The organism is Citrobacter sp. S39 (genome assembly GCF_009495675.1).
GTDB lineage: Bacteria > Pseudomonadota > Gammaproteobacteria > Enterobacterales > Enterobacteriaceae > Citrobacter > Citrobacter freundii.
On the sequence record NZ_CP045555.1, the window covers coordinates 3,583,704 to 3,607,329 of the forward strand.

Sequence of the window (23,626 nt, forward strand, 5' to 3'; positions counted from 1 at the left end):
CCCATTATGCCCCTGCCTGCTGCATGAATAAAAAACACGCTGCAAAATCAACAAAATATAATCAACTTGCTTAATTACTCTGCAATCGCGTGAGATCAGGAAGAAAAATGCCATTTCCCTCTTGCCTCATTCGGTCTGTGCCGCTAATATTCGTCCCCGTTGTCACCTACAACGTTGCGTTCATAGCTCAGTTGGTTAGAGCACCACCTTGACATGGTGGGGGTCGTTGGTTCGAGTCCAATTGAACGCACCATCTTGCGTCCGTAGCTCAGTTGGTTAGAGCACCACCTTGACATGGTGGGGGTCGGTGGTTCGAGTCCACTCGGACGCACCAAATCATCTCTTCGATTTGGTGCTATTTCCCCTCAAAACTATCGTTTATCTTCAGTTTTATCATTTCCTACGTTGCTACAATAGCAATGCGTTAAATCATTCTAAATTCCATGCTCAACGCGTATCATTCATCTTCTTCGTATAATGTCTTTCGTCAGAGCCCGGATACCATGCCCTCTTCCATTCTCCTGTTCGCCGCGGGCAGTTTACGCCCAGCATTTACCCCGCTGATAAGCCAGTTCACGCGCATGAGTGGAATAGACGTCAAGATTGAATATGGTCCGGCCGGTTTACTGCGCGAGCGTATTGAAACGGGTGAACCGTGTGCGCTCTTTGCCTCCGCCAACCGGGAACATCCGCAAAACCTGCTGGTACGCAATAAAGCCGTCTCAACGCACACCTTTTGCTGGAACAAACTGAGCCTTGTCAGCAACCGAATCGGAACCTGGCTGGATTTACTCCGCGACCCAACGCTGCGACCAGGTACATCAACGCCCGGCTGCGACCCTTCCGGAGACTATACCTGGGCATTTTTCGACAATATGGATGTACTGGAACCAGGACTCGGGCAGCAACTTCGGGCGCGCGCTATCCCACTGGTTGGTGGCCGTGATACGGTTAAAATCCCGCAAGGAGAACTGGCGAGCGCCTGGATCCTGCGCCAGGGGCTGGCCGATCTGTTTATCGGTTACGCGCATTACGCACACGCGCTGCACGCGATGACCGACGTACATTACGTGGCTATTCCGGATGAGCACAATATTTGCTGCGAATACCAACTGGCGGTGCTTGATGCATCCAAAGAAGTCATGGCGCTGGTTGAATTCATACTTTCCCGCAGCGGTCAGGCGTTCCTTACCGCCGCAGGATTCTTACCGCTTAACGCCGAATAGAAAACAACGGTGCGATAAACGGCGTAGAGTGATTCTCCACGCTAAGTTTTCGCAGCGGTAAGCCATAGGCCAGAAACAGATTCTCTTCGGTCACAATGCTGTCCGTTGGCCCTGCCCGCCATTTACCTTCAGGGAGTAGCAGCAAAGTATGGGAAGCAACCTGCAACGCGTGAAGCGGATCGTGGGTCGAAAAGAGAATGCTGCATCTCTGTTGATGGGCCAAATCGCTGATGAGCTGGAGCACCACCTGCTGATTGGCGAGATCCAGCGCGGAACACGGTTCATCAAGTAACAACGTTTGACACTCAGTCACCAGAGCCCGGGCAATCATCACTAACTGTTGCTGCCCGCCAGAAAGTGAGCCAAATGAGCTGGAGGCAAGATGCGCAATACTCAACTGCTCTAATGCCTGCATTGCTCTTTGTTGATCCTGCTGGCTGGGTTGCGCAAAAAGCTTCACGTGCTGTGCTCGCCCCATCAGCACCACATCGCTGACCGTATAAGGAAACGGTAGATGGCTATGCTGTGCCACAATTCCTATCCCACCGTTATTTTCAATACTCCCGCCTAAAGCAGGCAGCGTGCCGGTTAGCGTATCAAGCAGCGTACTTTTACCCAGACCGTTACGTCCAAGCACGGCCCAGATATCACCTTTCTGGCAACAGAACGTTAGCGGCTCAAATAGCGGCGCGCGATACCCATAAGAAAGCTGATTTACGCGCAGTGCGGCAGGTATCATGATTTCTCCCGACGGCTGGTACGAATGAGCAAGAAAGCAAACAACGGCGCACCGAACAATGCGGTGATGATCCCCAGCGGTATCTCCGCGTGCATCAGGGTGCGGGCAATATCATCCACGACAATCATAAAACCGCCCCCCAACCAGAAGGCACACGGCAGTAGACGACGATGATCAACGCCCACCAGCAAACGCGCCAGATGCGGAATAACCAACCCAACCCAGGCAATACTGCCGCTGACCGCCACCTGAGCGGCGACCAAAAATGCGCAGCACACCAAAACGCTGCGTCGCAGAGGAACCACCGCCACACCCAGTGCTCTGGCATCTTTGTCATTGAGCGATAACAGGTTTATCCGCCAGCGTAGCTGGAACAAAACCGTCGCGGCGATACCGACTGGAACCGCCAATAGCAGTACTTTATGCCAGTTGGCCGTCGCGAAGCTGCCCAGCAGCCAGAACACAATATTAGGTAACGTCTCTTCGGTATCAGCCTGATATTGGATCAGGCTCACCAGCGCGGCAAAAAAGCCGCTCAAAATGATACCTGACAGGATCAACACCAGCGTATTCTCCAGCCCCTGTAACGCAGCAATGGCATACACCAGGATCAATGCCGTCAGACCGAAGAAAAACGTTGACCCCATCATCAGCAAGGGCGAAAGACCGAGCAGGATGGCCAGCGTTCCGCCAAAGGCCGCCCCCGACGTCACACCGATAATATGCGGGTCGACCAGCGGATTATGAAATACTCCTTGCAACGTCGCCCCGCATAACCCCAGCGCGCCCCCCGCCAGCAGCGCCATCAGAATACGCGGTAATCTGACCGTCCAGATCACCTGGCTGGCTATTCCCTCAGCGTCGCTATAGTGCGTCAGGTGGTAAAACACCTCGCTTAACGACAGCGGATATTGTCCGAGGCATAGCGAACTGACGCCCAGCAACAGGACCACAACGATTAAGAGCGGTTGCTGGGGCAAAAAACGGTTACTTAGCTGCATCAGACTGCCAGTTCACACGATAAAAACGCTGATAGTAATCTTGCGCCTGCGCATCAACGTCCACATCTTTATAGGCATCCGGATACAGTTTTTTGGCCATCCACAGTTCACCGATCGCCAACGCCTCCGGCATCGGATAGCCCCAGGCTTTGGCGTATTCAGGCATCAACCAGACACGATGATTTTTCACCGCATCAATCCCCTGCCAGTTCGGATCGTTTTGGATCTGAGTTACCACCTGCGGATAGCGATCCTGGACAAAAATCACCTGCGGGTTCCACGCTAATACCTGCTCCAGCGCAACCTGACGGGCCCCTTTCACACTGGCAGCCGCCACGTTCAATCCCCCCGCGTGCTGCATCATAAGTCCGGTGTACTTCCCGGAGCCGTAAGTCATCAGGTCGGGGTTAGCCATATAAATACGGACTTTTTGCGCATCCGGGATGTTTGCAACCGGCGCATTGAATTTTGCTCGTGCCGCAAAAACGTAGTCGATTAACGTTTCAGCCTGCGGTTTGCGCCCCACGACATCCGCAATCAGGCGAATACCCTGCTTTAACCCTTCGTTGTAGACCTGCTCTTCATCGGCCATAGTCGGGTTCATTTTATTCTGTTGCCCGTCGGCATCTTTGCGCAATGAGATAGCCACGACCGGAATACCGGCGTTCTGAATCTGCTGGATCATCTCCGCGGGCGCATAGTTGGCGACAAACACCACCTGTGGATGAATTGCCAGCAGGCTTTCAATGTTCACGCTGGTGAGATCGCCCGGTGTCGGCAATGTAGTAATCGTCGGCATAAAGCGCGCAAATTCAGGCCCGAGCTGTTTTTTCCAGCTCGACATCACGCCAACAATGTCCTGCTGCGCATTGAGCTGGACCAGAATATTCAACGTCTGGTGTTGCAGCACGACCACTTTGTCCACATGGTCAGGAATCGTGACCTGACGACCAAGCTGATCGGTGATCGTACGGTCGGCCTGAGCAGAAAACGCAAACAACATGCTGGCGCATACCAGCACAAAAGAGCGGAAAGTTAACATGGGATACCATCTGAATAGAGGAGTAAAAACGATATGCATTAAATTATATAACGTGATGACTGGCAACCCATTATCATCATGCAACGCACCAAACCCCACATTTAAGAGGGGTAAAAATGGCGTGCGATCCTTATCTCGCCTGTCTTTACACGCAAGTGTTACTCCTGTGGAGGTAACGCGTTTAAAATTCGCATCGCCTGCGCTGGAGTGAGCGAATAATCGAAGAACTGGCGATAAAAATCGCGCGTCACGCTGACCATATCCAGGCCGCTAAACAGCGTAGGATGCAGTTTTGATGCAGCCCATTGCAGCTGTAGCGCGCTTTCAGTGCCGTAACGATCCCAGGGGAACACGCCCGCCGGATTGCGCCAGACATTACCCTGCTTAACCGCGTCAAGTTCTTTGAACAATGCCGCATATGGCGAACTGGCGATATCACCGCAACCCGCACCGAGAATAATGACCTGCGGTTGCCAGTAGAGCACCCTTTCGGGCGACACCTCCTTCATGTTGCCGTCCACTTCATCTGCCGCATTCCGTCCCCCCGTCAGCGTAATCCAGGTATCGATCAACGTGTTCCTGCCATCGACTTTAAGCGGATTCAGCGACTGAATATGAAGTACCCGAGGGCGCTGATCTGCCGACAACTTCGCCGTTTTAGCCTGCACATCCGCGAGTACACGGTTGAGATACTGATTGTAAGCCGTCGCCCGGGCGCGAGCCTGCCCCGTCCCCAGAACCTCTGCGGTTGTAGTGACCGATTTTTCCATCGAAGCATAGTCAGTAAATGCCATTTCAAGGGCCGGGATGCCCGCCAGACTGTAACTTTGAGCATCCCCTTTTCCTTTTGCCACGAACACCACATCGACGTGCCGAGCCAACAAATCCTCAGTATTAAATGATGTTCCTCGTATCTGTAAGGCTTGCCTCAGGGAAGGGTTGATTTTGAACATCCATGGCTGGTTATCCTCATGGTTGACCGTCACAACAATGTTACGACCTGCGCCCAGCGTCATCAGCACCGAATGATGGGCAAACCAGCCATCCGCAATACGTTCAACATGTGTGGGAACGGTAACTGTGTGACCAGCATCATCCACAACCTGGCGCGTTGCCAGGGCAGGAAACGCCAGCCACACACAAAGCAGCCATGTGTGGCACGTTTTCATGAGCAACCCCTAAAAATCAACCTGAACAGAAACCTGAGCCTGACGCGGTGCACCAAGTTGAGCGCTGGCAGCCCCTGCGCCCGTGTAGCCGGTCAATGCGCCCGGAACAATATTGGTCCAATAGTGACGGTCGGTGAGATTGGTGATATCAAACCGGAAAGTGGTTGGCGTGTTCCACAGTCTGGTGGCATAACGCGTGCCGATGTCCACCGTGGTGTAACTCCCGACCCAACTGTCATTGGCATTATCGGTAGCCCGACGTCCGACGTAATGCACGTTCGTGTCGACATCCAGTCCCGGAACCCGTTCGATGGTGTAGATCGCGAGAATATTCGAGGCGAAACGCGGCAAACCAACAACTTGCTTACCATCCGCATTGCTGGCCGCGGTATTATGAAGCGTTGGATCTAGCCAGGCTCCGCCGCCTAACACGCGTAAATTATGAGTAATATGCCCATCAGCCATCAGCTCCAGCCCACGGTTTTTTTGCGTACCGTCCTGAGCAAAATCGCCGTTGTCGTTGGTATAGGCAAAGGGGCGTTTGGCTTCAAACAGCGCAGCGGTAAGCAGCAGGTCTTTTACAGGCGCATATTTTGCGCCCACTTCGATCTGACGGCTGCGGTAGGGATCTAACACCTGCCCGGCATTGCGCGCCCCGGCGGGTGCGGTATCGCCCTGCTGCAAACTGTCCGCCCAGGTGGTATACAGCGTGACGTTCTCCACCGGTTTATACATCAGGCTGGTGGAACCGCTCATGCCATTGTCTTTCTGACGGCTGCTTTCATGCCCAGCTTTGTTGTAGTTACTGACGGTAAACAGGTTCTCGCTGCCGGAAAGCAGCAAGCTCCACTGCGGGGAAAAATGCAGCGTATCGCTTAGCAAAAATGCATGCTGAGTGGTGGTCGCCGAATGATAGCGATCGTTAAAATCTGGATACGGTGGTCGTGGATAGTCGGGATGTTGATTGAGAGAAGAATGCCCCAGAGTGAAAGTGCCACCGTTTCTTGGATTATAGTTTTTCCACACAAATCCACGCATTCCGGTAGCAATGTCCTGCGTCAGCCAGCCAGTATCAACGCTACCAGTCAGGTTCGCTAAATAGCTGTTGATGGTAAAGCGACTGGCCGCCGAATTGGCGGTTGTGGTGGTGTAATCTCCTTGGTTATTCGTCAGAGTATTGGTCACTGCCGTCGATTCTCGGTCTGCAACCTGGTGCAGCGCCCCCAGATCCAGCATCCAGTTGCCGTCAAAATCATGCTTAATATGCATATCGACGGTGGTTGTTTCGTCATCATGACCCGCATAAGACTGACCATACTTACTGTCCGTAGGATCAAATGCCGCGGGGAAGTGAACGCCTTTCGCCAGAGCAAAACTCCCCGGCATACCTTTTTCGTAATAATGGTAATAGCTGAAATTACTCTCCAGCACCGTTTGATCTGTCAGTTGAAAGTCCAGCCCCAAGCCAGCGTACTGTCGACGGACATGGCTATCGGTGGTGTAGCTATGGCCCTCATCATTTAGCAAGTTGAGACGATATTTCACCCGGTCTCCCGCATCGATTGGGCCACTGAAATCCATCGACGTCAGCGTACCCGACCCTGTACCTTGCCCCACGGTGACGCGGTGTAACGGCGTATCGACGGGTCGTTTGGACACCAGATTAAACATCCCTGCTGGATTGGCGGGGCCATACAGCGACCCGGCGATGCCGCTCAACACTTCAATGTTCTGGAACTGTTCGGTCGAATATTCAGTCGTGGAGACGGCGTTCAGGCCATCAATCATATGGTTTTGTACCACACTCCCCTGCATGCCCCGGGTTTGCGGGCGGACGCCGTCACCCTGAACGGACGGTAGGTAGCGATAGGCGTCTTTCACATCTTTGATTTGTTGCTGATCCAGCACTTTTTTCGACAGCGTCTGCACCGACCAGGGAACGTCTATCAGCTCTCGCTCGCCGAGGCTACCTAACGTTGCTTTTTTTTCGCTCGCAGGAGGTTCATGTTCCGATAACGAGGATTGTGACGTGGTGGGCGCCGAAACGATGACGGTATCTTCAGCATGAGCCGTTACGACGGTGGAAAAACAGGCAAAGGTCAACAACCCAGAGGCCACTGGGGTAATTTTGTTATTTAACATTCGTTAATTCAATTCGTTAGATAGAAAGACTGGAGGCTGCTAACGCAAGCACCTTCTCTTGAAGAGTACAGTTATTATATTTGTATGATGAATAGGATAGATCTAATCGATATATATGTAAATATACAACGAGGTGTGATTGGTAAATTTACTGCAACAAAAAAGCCGACGGTAATGACGACCGTCGGCTTTAGGTAAAGGACAACTAACGAATTATTTGGTTGCCGCTTTGATGATCTGAAGCGCTTTGGCGAACTGATCCTGCGGAATCGTCAGCGGGTAAAGGAAACGAATAACGTTGCCATACTGACCGCAGGTCAGCAGCAGCAGTCCTTGCTCAAGGGCTTTCTTCTGCACGCGTTGTGCGGCGGAAGCGTTGGGTTCCCCTGTCGCTGCATCACAGAATTCAGCAGCAATCATAGAACCTAAACCACGCACTTCGGCCAGTTCAGGACACCCTGCTTGCGCATCTGTCAGAGCGGCGCGCAGCTGTTCGCCGAGGGCCGCCGCACGCTGGCACAGCTGTTCATCATGGATAATGTCCAGTACTGCATGGGCCGCCGCGATCGACAGCGGGTTCCCGGCGTAAGTTCCACCCAGACCACCCGGCGCAGGTGCATCCATGATTTCGGCTTTGCCCACGACGCCAGACAGTGGCATGCCGCCCGCGAGGCTTTTCGCCATGGTCATCAGGTCCGCTTTATCGGCGTAATGATCCATCGCAAACAGCTGGCCCGTACGGGCAAACCCGCTTTGTACTTCATCGGCAATCATCACGATGCCATGCTCGTCGCAAATACGGCGGATGGCAGCCACAAATTCCGGCGGTGCCACCACGAAGCCCCCTTCGCCCTGGACGGGTTCGAAGATAATCGCCGCAACCTGGGTTGGGTCGATATCGGCTTTAAACAGACGCTCAATCGCTTTTAGGGAATCCTCCGTGGAAATACCCTGTAATTCAGAAGGATACGGAGCATGGTAAACAGAGCCAGGGAACGGACCGAAACCTTTTTTATAGGGTGCCACCTTGCCGGTTAACGCCATCGTCATGTAAGTACGACCATGAAAACCACCGCCAAATGCGATAACGCCAGGACGCCCGGTATGTGCGCGTGCAATTTTCACCGCGTTTTCTACCGCTTCAGCCCCGGTGGTGAAGAATGTGGTTTTACGCTTGCCATCGATTGGCGCGACGGCGTTGATTTTCTCAGCCAAAGACACATAGCTTTCGTACGGGACAATCTGATAAGCCGTATGGGTAAAAGCCTGAAGTTGCGCTTCGACTGCCTGCACCAGGCGAGGATGGCGGTGTCCGGTGTTCAGCACGGCAATCCCGGCAGCAAAATCAATGTACTGATTGCCTTCGATATCGGTAATCGTGCTGTTTTCTGCCGACTGGGCATAAAAATCACACATCACACCCACGCCACGCGGGGTGGCATCCAGACGACGTTGTTGCAGGTTTTTATTGTTCATTCTCTACACCTTGTCCATTAATACATTTCGGTTGAATTACCCTTTCAATTTAGACGCCGTCTGGTACTTTAATCGAGAGCCAAATCGTTTTATTTTAAGGATCCAAATGCGTTCACTTGCCGGAGATGTGATCAAGCAGGCATTTAGTCAGCAGACTGACGAAAAACTACATCGCCGCCTGTATGCCGCCATTTGTAGTTGCATCCTCGAAGGTAGCCTGAAACCGGCTACCCGAATGCCTCCGTCACGTGATCTGGCAGGAGAGCTGACGCTATCGCGCAATACCGTCCTGCGGGTTTACGAACAGTTGCAGGCCGAAGGTTATATTTCTGCGCGAACCAGTAGCGGCACATTTGTCACTGACAGCGTGCTGGACAATCTCAACCTGCGTCCCAATAAAGAACCTGTTGCTGCCGCTCTGGAGGATCACACCCGCTTATCTGCCCGCTGCCTTGAGCTGTTAGGTAATGCCAGCGCCAGTCCCCGTCAGTGGGGCGCGTTTATTCCAGGCGTACCTGATGTAGAGCATTTCCCGCACCGGGTGCTCAAAAAAATTCAGGACAGGCTGGCAAGACGATTGCGCCCGGAGTTTCTCACTTACGATGCCGCAGGCGGTGTGAATGAGCTGAAAGAAGCGCTGACGGACTATCTGCGCACCGCTCGCGGCGTGCGGTGTTCGCCGGAGCAAATTCTGATTACCGAAGGTATTCACCAGGCGCTGGATCTGGTGACCCGAACGTTATGCAACCCGGGCGATTACGCCTGGATTGAGGAGCCGGGCTACTGGGGAATCAAAAATATTCTGCGGATCAATGCGGTAAATTTTTCGGCTATCCCGGTTGATGAACAAGGTATGATCCCACCAGATTCAGGCGAAACACCGCCAAAACTGATTTTTGTGACACCGTCACATCAATACCCTCTCGGTTCGGTGATGAGCCTCAGTCGCCGCCGGCAACTTATCTTTCGCGCACGTGAAACGCGAAGTTGGATAGTGGAAGATGATTACGACAGTGAGTTCCGCTTTTCCGGCCAGCCGATCCCCTCTTTGCAGGGGCTGGAAGAAGAGACACCGGTCATCTACATCGGGACATTCAGTAAGACACTCTATCCCGCACTGCGACTCGGGTATGTCGTGCTACCTAAATCGTTAGCCGCTCCGCTGAAAAAGGTTCATAACGACCTCTATCGTGGTGGACATCTGTTGATTCAGGCCGCGCTGGCGGAGTTTATTCGCGAGGGTTATTACGCAGCACACATTCGGAAAATGCGCCAACTATACAGTCGTCGTCGCCAGATGCTGGTAGAGCTTATCAGCCGCCAGCTTGGTGAGCATTATCTTGGTTCCTTCAGCAGCAACGCCGGGCTGCATATGATCTTACAGTTACCCGCAGGGAGCGATGACGCGGTCATTGCCCAACAGGCGAATGCGCAAGGGTTGTTGGTGCGCCCGCTGTCACGCTACTACGTGAATGAAGAGAAACGCAGCGGCCTGTTGCTGGGGTTTGCAAGTATTGAAGAGCATGAAATGGCGGCGGCGTTTACCCGACTCGCGGATATTATCAGGGCAAACACCGTGTAAGCGCTGCCGGATGGTGGTGCAAGCACCTTATCCGGCATACTGTTTAATGTGATGCTTTTTTAATCCCAGCCAGATCTTCATGGCTTACTTCGCCATTCCCTTCACCCCAGGTCTTACGCACGTAATTAATCACGTCGCGCATTTCGTTGTCACTTAACATGCCTCCGTAGGCGGGCATCTTAAAGGAGACGCTGCCACGCGTTGTCGGTGTTTCTGCGCCGTGGGCAATCACTCTGAACAGCGGCGTCGGATCATCAACCATGACCAGCGGATTGTTGACCAAAGAAGGTGCGTTATCATCCGTACCTTTCCCTTCCAGACCGTGACAAGTTGAACAGTAACGGTTATAGGTCACTTTGCCCGCCTCAGGTGAATTCGACCAGGATACTGTAGTCGCAGCAGCACGCACCGTTTCAGGCTTCGCGCTTTTCAGACTCAGCAGATATTGGGCGATCGCCGTGGCATCTTCGTCAGTCAGATACTGTGTACTCTGCGTGACGACTTCAGCCATCGAACCTGAAACCGCGGCATGCTTACTCTTACCGGTCAGCAACAGCGATTTTAACGCCTGCTCAGACATTCCGCTGCCCCGCAGCGAAGGTGCATACCAGCCGTCAATCATCGCGCCACTCAGGTACTCGGCATCAGCATGGGTATAAGCTTTTTCATTCATCGCCATACCTCTCGGTGTATGGCATGAACCGCAGTGTCCGGGACCTTCCACCAGATAAGCGCCCCGTTTTACCAGGGCTGCGTTGTCATCTGGTTTCGCGCTATCTACTGTCGTCGCTGGCGCGTCGGTAAACAGCCAGTTCCAGATATGCAGTGGCCAGCGGGCGGAGAGTAGCCACGGAATGGCATTCTCTTTATTGGGTTGCGCAGACGGTGTGACATCATGCATAAAATAGCGATACAGCGCCTGAACATCCTCGTCAGAAAGTTTTGCATAAGAGGGATAAGGCATGGCCGGATAGAGCGGATGACCGTCTTTGGCAATTCCCTGGCGTACCGCCTTTTCAAAATCCTCGTATGAGTAATTACCAATACCCTGTGCCTTGTCCGGGGTAATGTTGGTCGAATAAATATCCCCCACCGGAGTAGGAAACTTTTTGCCCCCCGCCATCGCCGCACCACCTTCAGCGGTATGACAGGCGACGCAGTCTGAAATTCGCGCGATGTATTCACCGTTAGATTCAGCAGCGCTTACCGAAGCGGTAAATAAACAGGCGGCGAGAATGGTTACGTTACGCATAGATCACCCCATATCCTTGAGTTCATTAACCGCACGCCATGCCTGATCGATTGCCGTGTGGGCATAAGCACTCCAGTCAGAATCGGAGTTAGCGATGGCAATGCGACCGACTGGCTGACGCGCCCGCTCGATAATTTCTGGCATTTTATCCATATCATCGAACAGTGAATTGGCGTAGTACGCATAGCCATGCGCCCAGCGGTTAACGGTAATGGCGGAGATATCGCGTTGATTATCAAAGCCTGTTGAGCCAAACATCTCCTGCAACTGGGAGCGAATCATCTCCTCATGCGCCGCAAAAGTGGTCCCCAGCAAATAGGCTCGTCCCAGGCGAAACTGCTCTCTGGCCGATAGGTTACTGCCCGGATAGGTCGGCACATAGACCATGTGAATGACCATCGGATCGTCCGGGGAGGCCGGATGCTGATACCCACCAATACTGACCGGATAGTCGAGCTTAACCCGGCTGTAAGGTGCCGCTGGAGAATAAAATTCATGTACGCCAAGCTGTTTGAACGCCTGCCAGTTTTTGACCACCACGTTGGTGTACACCAGCGGAGCCTTGACGTTCAGTTTGAGATCCGCCTGCTGCTGTTCCGGCATCTCAGGCACCAGATACGGGATCATCATGTTATAGCCTGCCATGATGGTGTTCTTACCGCGCACACGGTGCATTTTACCGTCACGCAGATAGGTCACCACAACGCCATCCTGCACGTTAGCCGCATTAATCACTGTGCTGTTCAGGCGCAGGCGCGTGGTGTTTTCTGGTAGATCCAGCTTTTCATAATTCAATCTGGCGAGAACAGAGTCTTCCATCGTGTTACCCGGTAGCGCATCCGGCAGCATATACCTGACTAACAGTCGGGCCAGACCGGCGTTACCGTCCGGGAAATGGTAAACATACGGCTCTTCGAGGTCGGCCAGCGACTCTCCGTCCAACGGCGGTAACCCCATCCCTTCCATGCCGGGTAAGGCGCACGCCCTGGCATCGCTGCAGGAGATGCCTTCAATGCCGATGGCAAAGAAGTCATTGGAACGCTGCTGAAAATAGAGCAGCGCCATTTTGCTCAAACCCACTTTTGTTGCTAAAAATTCACTGTAGCTGTGGGTATCAAGCCATTCCATTTTCTCATCGACCGTCATACCCGGAAGGTAATCGCCAGGGCGCACGTGCAGGTCGATCAGCGCTTTTCTGTCGTTCTCACCTAGCGGAAAATCATTGATAAAGTCTTCAATTTTACGGCCATTGAGCCTGTCCGGCGGAATATCATCAGATACCGCGCGGCCCGGATCGCCGCTGACGATTTTTGTTACGCCAAAATTCTTCTTGTCGAAAAAAACCCCGCGACTGAGCTGCCAGTCGGGGTAGAAGTTTACGTCAAAACTCTCTTTTAACCGCGTGACGCTGACGCCCACGGTTTCCATCAGTTTTTGTACTTCAGGGCTGAAATTATGCGCGGGTGACTGGAATGCTTCGCTGCCGCCATAACCGAGTAATTTCTTGCCCGAACTGGTGAATTCGTTACGTTTAGCGTGCCCGCCAAAATCGTCATGGTTATCGAGGATCAGGACCCGGCTATTTTGTCCGGCAAGTTGTCGCCAAAAACAACCGGCAGCTAACCCGCTAATCCCGCCCCCAACAACCACCAGATCGTACTCTTCCTCAACGGGCAGAGCGTTTAAATCAAAATGCTTCTGCTCGCGGCCTAGCGCATGCGCCATTTCAAACGATCCAGGATGATTACCTCGCAGCCCCGTCAGCGCAGGAGGATAATAATTTCCATCTATAAATGCGTTTCCCTTTCCTGTCGCCCTGACCCACTCCAGCGGGGTAAGTCCCGCCGCAATAGTCACCGCGACGCCGTTGAGAAAATCACGTCTGGTAATTGCCATTAACTTTTTTCCTTATTGCTACACACTGCCTTTAATACGACAAAAATAAGAGAAATACCCCTTCTTAGTTATAAAGGGGCACAACCGACTACTTCACTGGCTTTAACTCTTCATCCAGTTTTTTAGAATCATAATAATCACCCTGCCAGGTGATTTTTCCTGCTTTAACATGAATATAGCTTACGCCTTCAAATTTGATCGGATTATTTGTCGGCGGACTCCCTGCCCATTCACCACTATTTTTGCCTGAAAACTCCCAACGGAATGCCACGGTGTCTTCGTCGTAGACGGGTTTGCCAACCATTTTCCAGTTCAGATCTGGCACCGCCTTAATAAAAGCGCCGATAACCTCTTTTTCCGCTTTTTCTCTCCCGTTTACCGGTTCACCCGCGGCGGCATCATAATAAACCGCATCATCCGCAAGATATTGAGCGGCTCGCGAAGCATCATGCGCATTCCACGCCGCCATATATTCTTTTACGGTATTCAGTGATGTACTTTCTGCAAAGCTATAGCCAGAGAGCATCACTAATGAAAGAACCGCAATTTTTACTGTTTTCATCGTAATCCTCTCTATTCAGAAATGTCACACATGATATGTTTCACCCGAGTGTATTCTTCGAGCGAATAGGATGAGAGATCTTTGCCATAACCCGATTTTTTGAACCCGCCGTGCGGCATTTCGGCACACAGAGGAATGTGATTGTTAATCCACACCGTGCCAAAATCGAGGTCAATGCTGAAGCGCTGCGCGCGACCATGGTTACGGGTCCAGACGCTGGCGGCAAGACCATACTCCACATCATTCGCTTTGTGTAGTGCCTCTTCGTCAGTAGAAAACGACTGAATGGTCATTACCGGACCAAATACTTCATGCTGAATAGCTTCATCATTTTGATGCAATCCGGAGACAATCGTCGGCTCAAAATAGAAGCCCGGACCTGGCCCGGCGCGCCCACCGGTTTCAATTTTTGCATGTGCCGGTAAACGCTCAATAAAACCTTTCACCTGCTCCAGTTGATTCCGGCTATTCAATGCGCCGTACAGCGCATTCTGATCTTCTGGCGGCCCAAATTTGATACTTTTTGTTTTCTGGATCAGTTTTTCCAGAAACTCAGCATAGATGGATTGCTCTACCAGGATCCGCGTAGCCGCTGTGCAATCCTGCCCGGCATTGAAAAAGCCTGCCGTAGTGATTGTCGCAATCGCCTTGTCCATATCCGCATCGGCGAACACGACTGCAGGCGCTTTTCCACCCAATTCCAGGTGTGCTCTGGTCAGGTTTGCCGCCGCCGAAGCCGCAACCTGCAAACCCGCGCGGACCGAACCGGTAATCGAAACCAGTGAAGCCTTCGGATTTGAAACCACCAGCGAACCGGTGCTGGCTTTGCCCAGCACAACGTTAAACGCCCCCCTCGGAAACAACGGTGCGGCCAGTTCAGCCAACAGCAGCGTACTCACTGGAGTGGTGTCGCTTGGCTTTAACACGACCGTGTTGCCTGCCGCCAGCGCTGGTGCAATCTTCCACACCGCCATCATGAACGGGTAGTTCCACGGCGTAACTTGCCCAACGATACCCAGCGGTTCACGACGGATGGTCGATGTAAACCCGGCGGAATATTCTCCGGCCGCCTTCCCTTCAAGACAGCGCGCCGCGCCAGCAAAAAAGCGGATGGCATCGCAGGATGCCGCAATCTCCTCTTTCTCAATAAAATGGCGAAGCTGACCGGTTTCCTGACTCTGCGCGGTTACCAGTCGCTCAACGTTGCGTTCAATCTCATCGGCCAGCAGCAATAACGCCTTTTGCCGCTGTGCTGGCGTCGATTTTCTCCAGATGCTAAACGCTGCCTCCGCTGCTGAGTAGGCTTGCTCTACCTCCGCCTCGTTAGCGTTGGGAGAAATTGCGTATGTTTCACCGTCAACCGGACTCACCAGTTCGAAGCTATTTTCGCTGCTGCCTGCTACATAGTGCCCATTAATAAAATGCTTCAGGGTTTTCATGCTTGTCTCCTGCCAATTAATACATAAAGAATCTTATGTAATATATATATTGTAAAATTTTTTCAAATGCGCAACATTGGCACTATGATAAGCCTCGCATTTTTAACTTAATTTTCACATTTGTAAGGTAAGGCTTTTCATTGCCAGCTGACGCGTTATGCTCAGCTCATCATGAGGTTATCGGGACACACATCCGCTTGTGCAGTGACGTTGCGCCCAGGCATGTAAAATAACTCGGCCATTCTTACCTTCCTTGCCCGACGGGCATGTGTTAAAAATGGTCGTTGTTTCAGGGAATTGAGTACAGAAAAGATTATGATTACTCACGCGGTCATATTTGCGCCTATCGGGCAGGTCAGTCGTTCAGACCAGATAGTCCAGCGCCTTTCAAATGCCATTATCACGGGGTTGCTGGAGCCAAAAGAACAGCTTCCCAACGAAACTGATTTGGCAAAAATGATGGGTGTCTCACATATCACTATCAGAGAAGCGCTAAACACGCTTCGGGCTAATAATCTTATCCATACGGTTCGCGGTCGTAATGGCGGGAGCTTCGTCTGCGAAAATATCGATGGCAAAAATAGCGCCCTACACCCGTTCAAAGCGATCAGTACGGATTATCTGTCTGATCTGGGTGAAATGCATTGCGCCATTATTAGCCATAGCGCGAGGCTGGCTTCCCGACGGATGACCGGTGCGGATATCGCCAAATTTCGCGAGTTTGTCGAGGTACTCAGAAAGGCAAACTCACCTGAGCTGATGACCCAGGCCGATATGCGTTGTCTGCTGGCGATTGCTGCCAGTTCGCATTCAGCGCGACTGGCCAATCAGGAGCTGCAAGTTCAGGCTGAATGGGCATCACTTGTGGCGATACTTTATCGCACAGACAGTATTCATGCGGAAATTATCGCGCTTTATTCAGCGCTGGCCGATGCACTGGCTGCTCACAACGAGGCAGAGTCAGTACAGTTTGCCACACGGATCATCGACACGTTTACCTACTACCTTATTGAAAAAAAGCTGAAATATAACTCAAACTGACAATCAGTGAAGGCAGGACAGACAATGAGCTCTTCGACATCCCTAAGCGCATTAATCCGTAAAATTGATGACATTACTGTTTCTACCGTAGATTCTACCGTTGCGCTAGCGAGGAGCATCCATGAGGCGATTTCAGGGGTACAAAAGGCCTCAGCCGAGGTCGTTCTCGACCCATCAGTAAGATCCACCGTTCAACAGCACATCAAGCGCACGCTCAGTGACAACCATTACTGTTCAGGGGCGGGATTCGCCAGCCATATTGAGAGCACCGCAAACACAAAAGAGTACTGGTTGCTGGAGTGGTGGTATAAGAAAGATAATGGTTTGAGCCAGGCGCATCTGGATTTGGATCAGGCCACACAACAACGATTGGATTTCAGAACCTTTGAGTGGTTTAAGCATTCTCCTCCGGCTGGCAAAGCCTATATCCACGGTCCCTACGTCGACTATATTTGCAATATCTCCTATACCCTAACGTCAGCCGTCCCGGTCTACTACAACGACCAGTTTCTCGGTGTTGCCGCGGTCGATTTGCTGGTCAGTCAGATAGAAGCCGAACTGCTCTCCTGCGCTCATCCTGATTATGTGATTCTGACCAATCTGGAAAACAGGATCATTTTCTCCAGTTGGCCACGTTTTCGCGTGGGTGAATTGCTGTCACCTGCAAATAGTACCGTGGTGTATCAGAGCGACTACTTTATCCTTTATCACTATCAAAACTAAGGGCCCGAAGGCCCTTAGTTTTTAGTTATCCTGCCCCATATTGAGCTTACTGGCGTACGCAATGGCGTCGTTTTCCGGCGCCGCTGAACGACCAAACGGACGGGTCAGGAACATATAAATAAGTCCCGAGCCAACGACAATCGCCAGGCCGAACAGGACCGTCCAACGGTCAATGAAGTCGCTGCTGTCTGCCGGTTGCGCCAGTAACCAGATCCCGCACAATCCGTAAGCTAACGCCAGCACATTCACGATTACCCCCCAACCGCCAATGGTCCACTCCCCCGCCGGTTTCCAGCCTTTCAGGCGCTGACGCAGCGCGGCAAGCACAACCATCTGGAACGAGATGTAAATCCCGATAACAGCAAACGCGGTGATACGTGACAGGTTATCTGGCTGGAAATAAACCCAAACACAGATGATCACTGGCAGAAGGCAACTGACGACCATGGCATTATCCGGAACACCATTTTTAGAGATTTTGGCCATCCATTCACTTCCCGGCAGCATTCTGTCGCGGGAGAAAGAAAAGATAAGACGGCTTAACGCAGCCTGGAGAGACAAAATGCACGACAACATGGCGATAATCGCGACGACGATAAAGACAGTCGCGCCGGTTTCGCCCAGCGCTTCATTAAGGATTGCCGGGATCGGATCGGACGTTTTGCCATTCACGATGCTGACCAGATTCGGTGAAGCCAGCAGATAACCCATAACAGAAATAATGGCGGAAATCGCGCCGAATACGATGCTTAAAATCATCGCCACTGGGATCTTTTTACTGGGATTCTGCACCTCTTCCGCAACGTTACCGCAGGCCTCAAAGCCAAAGAACATAAACAGTCCCATCAGCGCAGCAGACATAAATGCGGTGGAATAGCTGCCGTCATGAGCCAGCACACCCATCGAGTCAAAAATTACAGAGAACGGCTGCGAACGGTGGAAAATCAGCAGATAAATCCCCAGCGCGATCACGCTGACAATTTCACACCAGAAACCAATTTTCGCCACCCGGGCCAGATTTTTAGTCCCGGACATATTAACCGCCATCATCAACAGCAGCAGCAGAACGGAAGTCACCAACATCGTGGCTGGAGTCTGACCATAGTGGAAGAGTGATTCAACAAACGTTGATGTATATTCCGCGATCGACGTAATGGTGACCACCAGTGCCCACAGGTAGATCCAGGCGGCGATCCACGCATATTTCTTGCCCCACAACCTTCTGGCCCAAGGGTAAAGTCCGCCGGTTATCGGATACTGGGAAGCGACCTCACCAAACACCAGCGCCACCAAAAGTTGCCCGCATGCGACGATTAAAATCCACCATACTGCAGGCGGCCCCGCCAGCGTTACGGCCAGCGCAAACAGCGAATAGACGGCGGTAAGCGGCGACAGGTAGGTAAAACCCAACGCGAAGTTTGAAATTAAACCGATCGATCTATTGAACTGTTCTTTGCCATCTTTTTGAAAATTATCGTTTTTCTTATCAGGTGTCTGTTCCATATAGCTTTCTCTTTTGTGGAATAGTCGCAGGGTTGAACAATTAATGTATAAAAGATATTAAGTTATATGTATAGTGATTTTGTCGCAGATTTGTTAAAAATGATCGCGCATCACGTTAATGAAAAAGTGGGGGTAAAACGGTAGAGAGAGCGCGAATTTTGCGGTATTTACAACCAACGATTCCTTAGCAATTGCGATCCGTGTGCCACTTTGGCGGATAAATACGCACAGCGGATTGCGTTCGATGCTAAGTAGCAAGAATCGCTGCTGTTAAGCAACATTTTTGCAATATAATAACGTGATGTTAAACGCTGAACCTGAGCAGGTGAATGATGGAAAATTGATCTCGATAATCTGGTCTTTGATGGACTGGAAGAAGCGCAAGAGCGTAACGCTGAACGTCTGGAAGATGCAGACAAGAAAGCGCAGGAAATTATTGCTGATAATGACTGCGGCGACGCCTGCAAAATCTGATTTCCAAACCGGCGCAATGCCGGTTTTTTATTGCCTGTTACCCCCCACTTCAGCCCGTATACCGTAAGGCCTCAATCAGTTGCGCAAAGGCAGCGGTATGCTGCTTTCGGCTGGGGTAATACAAATAATAGCCAGGAAAAGGTTCACACCAGTCCTCCAAAACTTTTTCCAACGCCCCCTCTGCAACAGCCTGCTCGACAGTGTCTTCCGGCACAAAAGCCAGCCCCCTTCCGGCAATCGCTGCGCTAATTCGCGGGGGTAGATTGTTAAAAATAAGCTGCCCTTCAACCCGCACGCGCAAATCTTGTCCGTCTTTAGCAAACTCCCAGGCGTATAATCCGCCCAACGTCGGCATACGCATGTTAATACAGCTGTGATTTTGCAGGTCGTGAGGGGTTTGCGGTTTTCCATGGCGAGCAAAATACGTCGGTGCCCCCACCACTACCATGCGCCAGTCCGGGCCAATTCTGACGGCGACCATGTCTTTTGCCACCTGCTCGCCAAGCCGAATCCCCGCGTCATAGCGGCCAGTCACAATATCCGTCAGACTATTGTCGATGGTCATTTCCACATTCACATCAGGGTAAGCCTGCAAAAACGGCTCCAACGCGGGCCAGACGGTAGATTGCAATGCATGTTCGCCCAGCGTCAGCCGGATGTTACCTGCCACGCGCTGACGGACATCGGTTAATGCCAGCAGCTCTGTTTCAATGTCATCAAAACGCGGGCTGATACTGTTGATAAGCCGTTCCCCGGCTGCGGTCGGCGCAACGCTGCGCGTGGTGCGGGTGAGAAGCCGTACATCCAGCCGTTCTTCAAGCCCGCGAATCGCATGGCTTAGCGCGGATTGCGAAACCCCAAGTTTTGCCGCTGCCCGGGTAAAACTACGCTCGCGCGCTACGATAATGAGATAATAGAGATCGTTAAAATTATCACGCAGCATGCTTATCCCCAATCCAAACCTGTTGTGACATATGGTACAGGTCTGGAGGGTATTCCAGTAAACCTTCTGTACATTAGCACAGCTCAATCTTATTCAAGAGTGCCCTCACACATAAACAAAATGCAAATTATTATCAGGCTTATGCACTATTTTACCTTTCACTCATGCATTATTTTCACCCGCTATTAACACATCCTTCACTAATAACATTTTGTATATAGATAAGAATTTTTTCTTATTTTGTCCCAACCGTAAGTTATGGGAGCGTAAAAAGCACAAACCAAAAACTACAGGGATTTCATACAATGATGGCTACGAAAACTTACCGCGCTAAAAAAACACTGCTGGCATTCGGCGTGCTGTTGGCCTCTGGACTTACCGTCTCGCAGGCTCAGGCTGACCAACTGGCCGATATCAAAGCCGCAGGCGTAGTAAAAGTCGCAACATTTGACGCGAACCCACCGTTTGGCTCCATCGATGCCAAAACGCATAAGATTGTCGGCTACGACGTCGATTTTGCCGAAGCGCTGGCTAAATCTCTTGGTGTAAAACTGGAACTGGTGGCGACCAATCCGGCAAACCGAATTCCGTTATTACAATCTGGTAAAGCCGATTTAATCGTTGCGGATATCACGATCACGCCTGAGCGGTCGCAGGTAATAGATTTCTCCGTCCCCTATTTTGTTACCGGCCAGCAGTTCCTTGTGCCAGCAAAATCTCCGGATAAGCTCGATCAATACAGCAAAGCACGCATCGGCGCGGTAAAAGGCACTACTGGTGAACAGGCACTGCATCAGCGCTTCCCGCAGTCGCGCGTACTGGCCTATGACGATATCCCGCTGGCGTTAACCGCACTGCGCAACGGCAATGTTCAGGCCATCACCCAGGACAGTACGATTCTGGCCGGTTTATTAGGCGGTGCGCCGGATAAAGCAGATTTCAAAATTCTACCGGACCTGTTGAGCAAAGAAGAGATTGGCGTGGGGGTGAAAAAAGGTGAGCCAGCGTTGTTAAAAGCCGTCAACGATGAACTTTTGAAGCTGGAATCTACCGGGCAGGCGGCCAAAATTTATGATGTCTGGTTTGGTCCTGAAACCAAAAATCCACAAGCCCGCGCCTTTAAAATAGAAGCCAAATAATATGCTCTCAGCCCTTTTTCATCGTTCCGCAGCTTCGGCTGCGGATTTTACCCATTTGCGTCAGGCGAGCGTCGAACTACGCAATGTGGTTAAAGAGTATGGCGCTCAAACTGTACTTAACGGCGTCAACCTGGCAGTTGAGCCCGGTGAAGTGGTGACCATTCTGGGACCTTCCGGTTCTGGAAAGTCCACTCTTATACGTCTTATCAACCAGTTGGAGTCGCTCAGCGATGGCGAAATCTTCATTGATGGTAAACCGATTAGCCAGTTGCGCGGGGCGGCATTACGCCAGCTACGCAGCCGTATCGGTTTCGTATTTCAGCAATTCAATCTCTATTCGCATCTGACTGCACTGCAAAACATCGCGCTGGCGCTGGAATATGTTCACGGCTGGAATAAGACGGAAGCGGATCGTCGGGCACTTGAGTTGCTGGAAAAGGTGGGACTCGCGGAAAAAGCCAATGCCTATGCCGCACAGTTGTCCGGTGGACAACAGCAGCGCGTGGCCATCGCCCGCGCACTGGCTTCATCACCGCAAATTATTCTGTTTGATGAGCCCACCTCCGCGCTGGATCCGGAAATGATCGGCGAGGTATTGCAGGTGATGAAAAATCTCGCCCACAGCGGTATCACCATGATCGTCGTGACCCACGAAATGCATTTCGCCCGCGAGATTGCCGATCGTGTGGTTTTCATCGATGGTGGCGATATTCTTGAAGTGGCCCCGCCGGAGGATTTTTTCGTCCAACCACAGCACCCGAGAACCCAGCGTTTCCTGAAAAAAGTGCTCGACCCGTTACACCAGGAGTCATCATCATAATGCATGCAATGGACTGGCAGGGAGTGCTGAGCGGGCAACCCCTGCAATGGATAATTTCTGGTTTTCTTACCACGCTTTGGGTGACGCTGGCAGGTATCGTGCTCGCCACGCTCATTGCCATCTCACTGCTCAGCCTGCGACTGACGGGCAATCGTCTCGCTAAAACGATGGTCGGGGTGTGGGTCTCGGTGTTTCGCAATACCCCTTTACTGGTGCAACTGATGTTCTGGTATTTTGCCGCATGGAACTGGCTTCCCCGTGACGTCATTAGCTTCATCAATGCTGATCATCCATGGTCAATTCTGCCGGGTGATGTCTGGTGGTTAACGCCGGAGTTTATCTGTTCAGCATGGGGACTGGGCGTATTTACCTCAGCATTTTTGGTCGAAGAGATCGCCTCAGGTTTACAGGCAGTTTCTGCCGGACAACGCGAGGCTGCCGTGGCGCAGGGGTTTTCATCCTGGGCGATATTTCGTCACATTCTGCTGCCTCAGGGACTGGCAAATGCCTGGCAACCCATTGTTGGGCAATATCTCAACCTGATGAAGCTTTCCTCGCTTGCCAGTGGTATTGGATTTGCTGAGCTCACCTACCAGGTACGGCAAATTGAGAGCTACAACGCGCACGCGCTGGAAGCCTTTGCCGTTGGCACCGCACTCTATCTGTTTACCGGCATCGTGCTGGGTATGTTGCTTACGCGTCTTGGGCCGCGGCCGGCGGCGGGTAAATCGTCAAAGGTAAGAATGCGCATCTTCAGCGTCAGGAGCATACTGCATGATCGCTAATATTTCGGTCATTACCGACAATCTTGACTATCTCCTGTGGGGACGTGTAGCTGAGGGGCAACCCGGCGGTGTACTGCTCACTTTGCTGATGGCTATCGGTGCGGCTTTGCTGGCGCTGCCTGGCGGGATCGTTCTTGCCTGCTGCGCCTGGCGATTTCCAGGCGCGGTTCGCAACGGGTTGTTTATCTGGGCGGAATTTATTCGCGGCATTCCGCTCATCTTTGTGATTTTCTGGATGTGGTATTTGCTACCCATGCTGACCGGAAGCGATCTGCCCGGTGCCGTTACCGTGACGCTGGCGCTGGCATGGTTCACCGCCGCTTCGGTGATGCACTCGGTGTATGCTGGAATTAGCGCACTGCCTGGTGGGCAATATGAAGCGGCAGTCGTTCAGGGGTTTCGCCCGGATCAGGCCCTGTGGCTTATCTTGCTGCCGCAGGTGCTGCGTAACGTACTGCCGTCGTTGACGGGGATTTTCATTGGGCTACTGAAGGACACGTCACTGGCATTTATCGTTAACGTACCGGAACTCACAACGGTTGCCGGTCAGGTTAACAGCCGGGTGCAAATCTACCCGGCAGCCATTTTTATCTTTACCGGACTGGTCTATTACCTGCTGTGCTTTAGCCTGGAGAAAATCACCCAGCGCCGCTTCGCACTAAAATGACCTCT

Annotated in this window: 21 protein-coding genes and 2 tRNA genes; 11 read left to right on the plus strand and 12 right to left on the minus strand. The window is 52.0% G+C overall.

Going from position 1 to position 23,626, the window contains the following annotated elements:
• Window positions 1–176 precede the first annotated feature (176 nt).
• The 3 genes from GFB57_RS17080 to GFB57_RS17090 all read left to right on the plus strand — a co-directional run bounded on the left by GFB57_RS17080 (window position 177) and on the right by GFB57_RS17090 (window position 1,226).
• Window positions 177–253, plus strand: a tRNA-Val gene (locus GFB57_RS17080).
• Between the two features lie 4 nt (window positions 254–257).
• Window positions 258–334: transfer RNA gene (locus GFB57_RS17085), tRNA-Val, on the plus strand.
• 169 nt (window positions 335–503) lie between these two features.
• Entirely contained in the window at window positions 504–1,226 is a 723-nt protein-coding gene (locus tag GFB57_RS17090) for a substrate-binding domain-containing protein (protein ID WP_003029278.1), read from the plus strand.
• On the opposite strand, the gene GFB57_RS17095 is transcribed toward GFB57_RS17090, so the two are convergent.
• The 6 genes from GFB57_RS17095 to puuE all read right to left on the minus strand — a co-directional run bounded on the left by GFB57_RS17095 (window position 1,213) and on the right by puuE (window position 8,795).
• Window positions 1,213–1,965: an ABC transporter ATP-binding protein gene (locus tag GFB57_RS17095; protein ID WP_003029280.1), complete on the minus strand. Its 753-nt coding sequence runs from the start codon at window positions 1,963–1,965 to the stop codon at window positions 1,213–1,215. The two genes, GFB57_RS17090 and GFB57_RS17095, sit on opposite strands and share 14 nt — an antisense overlap.
• On the minus strand, window positions 1,962–2,966 hold the full coding sequence (locus tag GFB57_RS17100) for an iron ABC transporter permease (protein WP_003029283.1): 1,005 nt from the start codon (window positions 2,964–2,966) through the stop codon (window positions 1,962–1,964). The genes GFB57_RS17095 and GFB57_RS17100 overlap by 4 nt, the downstream gene beginning before the upstream one ends.
• Window positions 2,953–4,008: an ABC transporter substrate-binding protein gene (locus GFB57_RS17105; protein ID WP_003029285.1), complete on the minus strand. Its 1,056-nt coding sequence runs from the start codon at window positions 4,006–4,008 to the stop codon at window positions 2,953–2,955. The genes GFB57_RS17100 and GFB57_RS17105 overlap by 14 nt, the downstream gene beginning before the upstream one ends.
• Window positions 4,009–4,166: 158 nt before the next feature.
• Window positions 4,167–5,177 carry an ABC transporter substrate-binding protein gene (locus tag GFB57_RS17110; RefSeq protein WP_003029287.1) on the minus strand — a complete coding sequence of 337 codons (1,011 nt, stop codon included), beginning with the start codon at window positions 5,175–5,177 and terminating at the stop codon, window positions 4,167–4,169.
• 9 nt (window positions 5,178–5,186) lie between these two features.
• A complete protein-coding gene (locus GFB57_RS17115; RefSeq protein WP_290366837.1) occupies window positions 5,187–7,319 on the minus strand; it encodes a TonB-dependent siderophore receptor in 2,133 nt (710 codons plus the stop codon).
• A 213-nt stretch (window positions 7,320–7,532) separates the two neighbouring features.
• Entirely contained in the window at window positions 7,533–8,795 is a 1,263-nt protein-coding gene (gene puuE, locus GFB57_RS17120) for a 4-aminobutyrate transaminase (RefSeq protein ID WP_003029290.1), read from the minus strand.
• A gap of 106 nt (window positions 8,796–8,901) precedes the next feature.
• On the opposite strand from puuE, the gene GFB57_RS17125 reads away from it, so the two are divergent.
• Window positions 8,902–10,377 (plus strand): PLP-dependent aminotransferase family protein, encoded by a 1,476-nt coding sequence (locus tag GFB57_RS17125; RefSeq protein WP_290366838.1) that lies wholly within the window; start codon window positions 8,902–8,904, stop codon window positions 10,375–10,377.
• Between the two features lie 43 nt (window positions 10,378–10,420).
• Here GFB57_RS17125 and GFB57_RS17130 read toward each other — a convergent pair whose 3' ends face one another.
• The 4 genes from GFB57_RS17130 to GFB57_RS17145 form a co-directional block, all read right to left on the minus strand.
• A complete protein-coding gene (locus GFB57_RS17130; protein ID WP_003029295.1) occupies window positions 10,421–11,629 on the minus strand; it encodes a cytochrome c in 1,209 nt (402 codons plus the stop codon).
• A 3-nt stretch (window positions 11,630–11,632) separates the two neighbouring features.
• On the minus strand, window positions 11,633–13,525 hold the full coding sequence (locus GFB57_RS17135) for an FAD/NAD(P)-binding protein (RefSeq protein WP_290366839.1): 1,893 nt from the start codon (window positions 13,523–13,525) through the stop codon (window positions 11,633–11,635).
• Between the two features lie 88 nt (window positions 13,526–13,613).
• Entirely contained in the window at window positions 13,614–14,087 is a 474-nt protein-coding gene (locus GFB57_RS17140) for an ester cyclase (protein ID WP_003029299.1), read from the minus strand.
• An 11-nt stretch (window positions 14,088–14,098) separates the two neighbouring features.
• Window positions 14,099–15,526, minus strand: coding sequence for a gamma-aminobutyraldehyde dehydrogenase (locus GFB57_RS17145; RefSeq protein WP_003029301.1), 1,428 nt, complete (start codon window positions 15,524–15,526; stop codon window positions 14,099–14,101).
• A 315-nt stretch (window positions 15,527–15,841) separates the two neighbouring features.
• On the opposite strand from GFB57_RS17145, the gene GFB57_RS17150 reads away from it, so the two are divergent.
• Together GFB57_RS17150 and GFB57_RS17155 are read left to right on the plus strand one after the other, a co-directional pair.
• Window positions 15,842–16,567: a GntR family transcriptional regulator gene (locus tag GFB57_RS17150; protein ID WP_003029304.1), complete on the plus strand. Its 726-nt coding sequence runs from the start codon at window positions 15,842–15,844 to the stop codon at window positions 16,565–16,567.
• A gap of 24 nt (window positions 16,568–16,591) precedes the next feature.
• Window positions 16,592–17,290, plus strand: a complete 699-nt coding sequence (locus tag GFB57_RS17155) for a cache domain-containing protein (protein ID WP_003029308.1) — start codon at window positions 16,592–16,594, stop codon at window positions 17,288–17,290.
• A gap of 21 nt (window positions 17,291–17,311) precedes the next feature.
• Here the strand turns inward: GFB57_RS17155 and GFB57_RS17160 are convergent, their stop codons facing one another.
• Complete coding sequence (locus GFB57_RS17160; protein ID WP_003029313.1) at window positions 17,312–18,793, minus strand: APC family permease; 1,482 nt, start codon at window positions 18,791–18,793, stop codon at window positions 17,312–17,314.
• A 339-nt stretch (window positions 18,794–19,132) separates the two neighbouring features.
• On the opposite strand from GFB57_RS17160, the gene GFB57_RS17165 reads away from it, so the two are divergent.
• Entirely contained in the window at window positions 19,133–19,267 is a 135-nt protein-coding gene (locus GFB57_RS17165; protein ID WP_085952529.1) for a hypothetical protein, read from the plus strand.
• 49 nt (window positions 19,268–19,316) lie between these two features.
• Here the strand turns inward: GFB57_RS17165 and GFB57_RS17170 are convergent, their stop codons facing one another.
• Window positions 19,317–20,210 carry a LysR family transcriptional regulator gene (locus GFB57_RS17170; protein WP_003029317.1) on the minus strand — a complete coding sequence of 298 codons (894 nt, stop codon included), beginning with the start codon at window positions 20,208–20,210 and terminating at the stop codon, window positions 19,317–19,319.
• 305 nt (window positions 20,211–20,515) lie between these two features.
• Between GFB57_RS17170 and GFB57_RS17175 the strand changes: the two genes are divergently transcribed.
• From GFB57_RS17175 to GFB57_RS17190, 4 genes are read left to right on the plus strand one after another with little or no spacing between them, the layout of a single operon-like run.
• Window positions 20,516–21,349 carry an ABC transporter substrate-binding protein gene (locus tag GFB57_RS17175; RefSeq protein WP_003029319.1) on the plus strand — a complete coding sequence of 278 codons (834 nt, stop codon included), beginning with the start codon at window positions 20,516–20,518 and terminating at the stop codon, window positions 21,347–21,349.
• A gap of 1 nt (window position 21,350) precedes the next feature.
• On the plus strand, window positions 21,351–22,169 hold the full coding sequence (locus GFB57_RS17180) for an amino acid ABC transporter ATP-binding protein (RefSeq protein WP_003029322.1): 819 nt from the start codon (window positions 21,351–21,353) through the stop codon (window positions 22,167–22,169).
• On the plus strand, window positions 22,169–22,954 hold the full coding sequence (locus GFB57_RS17185) for an amino acid ABC transporter permease (RefSeq protein ID WP_003029324.1): 786 nt from the start codon (window positions 22,169–22,171) through the stop codon (window positions 22,952–22,954). Before GFB57_RS17180 ends, GFB57_RS17185 begins: the two co-directional genes overlap by 1 nt.
• Window positions 22,944–23,621 carry an amino acid ABC transporter permease gene (locus tag GFB57_RS17190; RefSeq protein WP_003029326.1) on the plus strand — a complete coding sequence of 226 codons (678 nt, stop codon included), beginning with the start codon at window positions 22,944–22,946 and terminating at the stop codon, window positions 23,619–23,621. Before GFB57_RS17185 ends, GFB57_RS17190 begins: the two co-directional genes overlap by 11 nt.
• Window positions 23,622–23,626: the final 5 nt, after the last annotated feature.

Coding starts and splice junctions, on each gene's coding strand:
- GFB57_RS17145 (WP_003029301.1), bottom strand. CDS start 15,526: ATGAAAACCCTGAAGCATTTTATTAATGGGCACTATGTAGCAGGCAGC.
- GFB57_RS17130 (WP_003029295.1), bottom strand. CDS start 11,629: ATGCGTAACGTAACCATTCTCGCCGCCTGTTTATTTACCGCTTCGGTA.
- GFB57_RS17100 (WP_003029283.1), bottom strand. CDS start 2,966: ATGCAGCTAAGTAACCGTTTTTTGCCCCAGCAACCGCTCTTAATCGTT.
- GFB57_RS17155 (WP_003029308.1), top strand. CDS start 16,592: ATGAGCTCTTCGACATCCCTAAGCGCATTAATCCGTAAAATTGATGAC.
- GFB57_RS17160 (WP_003029313.1), bottom strand. CDS start 18,793: ATGGAACAGACACCTGATAAGAAAAACGATAATTTTCAAAAAGATGGC.
- GFB57_RS17180 (WP_003029322.1), top strand. CDS start 21,351: ATGCTCTCAGCCCTTTTTCATCGTTCCGCAGCTTCGGCTGCGGATTTT.
- GFB57_RS17170 (WP_003029317.1), bottom strand. CDS start 20,210: ATGCTGCGTGATAATTTTAACGATCTCTATTATCTCATTATCGTAGCG.
- GFB57_RS17135 (WP_290366839.1), bottom strand. CDS start 13,525: ATGGCAATTACCAGACGTGATTTTCTCAACGGCGTCGCGGTGACTATT.
- GFB57_RS17110 (WP_003029287.1), bottom strand. CDS start 5,177: ATGAAAACGTGCCACACATGGCTGCTTTGTGTGTGGCTGGCGTTTCCT.
- puuE (WP_003029290.1), bottom strand. CDS start 8,795: ATGAACAATAAAAACCTGCAACAACGTCGTCTGGATGCCACCCCGCGT.
- GFB57_RS17140 (WP_003029299.1), bottom strand. CDS start 14,087: ATGAAAACAGTAAAAATTGCGGTTCTTTCATTAGTGATGCTCTCTGGC.
- GFB57_RS17190 (WP_003029326.1), top strand. CDS start 22,944: ATGATCGCTAATATTTCGGTCATTACCGACAATCTTGACTATCTCCTG.
- GFB57_RS17125 (WP_290366838.1), top strand. CDS start 8,902: ATGCGTTCACTTGCCGGAGATGTGATCAAGCAGGCATTTAGTCAGCAG.
- GFB57_RS17150 (WP_003029304.1), top strand. CDS start 15,842: ATGATTACTCACGCGGTCATATTTGCGCCTATCGGGCAGGTCAGTCGT.
- GFB57_RS17115 (WP_290366837.1), bottom strand. CDS start 7,319: ATGTTAAATAACAAAATTACCCCAGTGGCCTCTGGGTTGTTGACCTTT.
- GFB57_RS17175 (WP_003029319.1), top strand. CDS start 20,516: ATGATGGCTACGAAAACTTACCGCGCTAAAAAAACACTGCTGGCATTC.
- GFB57_RS17095 (WP_003029280.1), bottom strand. CDS start 1,965: ATGATACCTGCCGCACTGCGCGTAAATCAGCTTTCTTATGGGTATCGC.
- GFB57_RS17105 (WP_003029285.1), bottom strand. CDS start 4,008: ATGTTAACTTTCCGCTCTTTTGTGCTGGTATGCGCCAGCATGTTGTTT.
- GFB57_RS17090 (WP_003029278.1), top strand. CDS start 504: ATGCCCTCTTCCATTCTCCTGTTCGCCGCGGGCAGTTTACGCCCAGCA.
- GFB57_RS17185 (WP_003029324.1), top strand. CDS start 22,169: ATGCATGCAATGGACTGGCAGGGAGTGCTGAGCGGGCAACCCCTGCAA.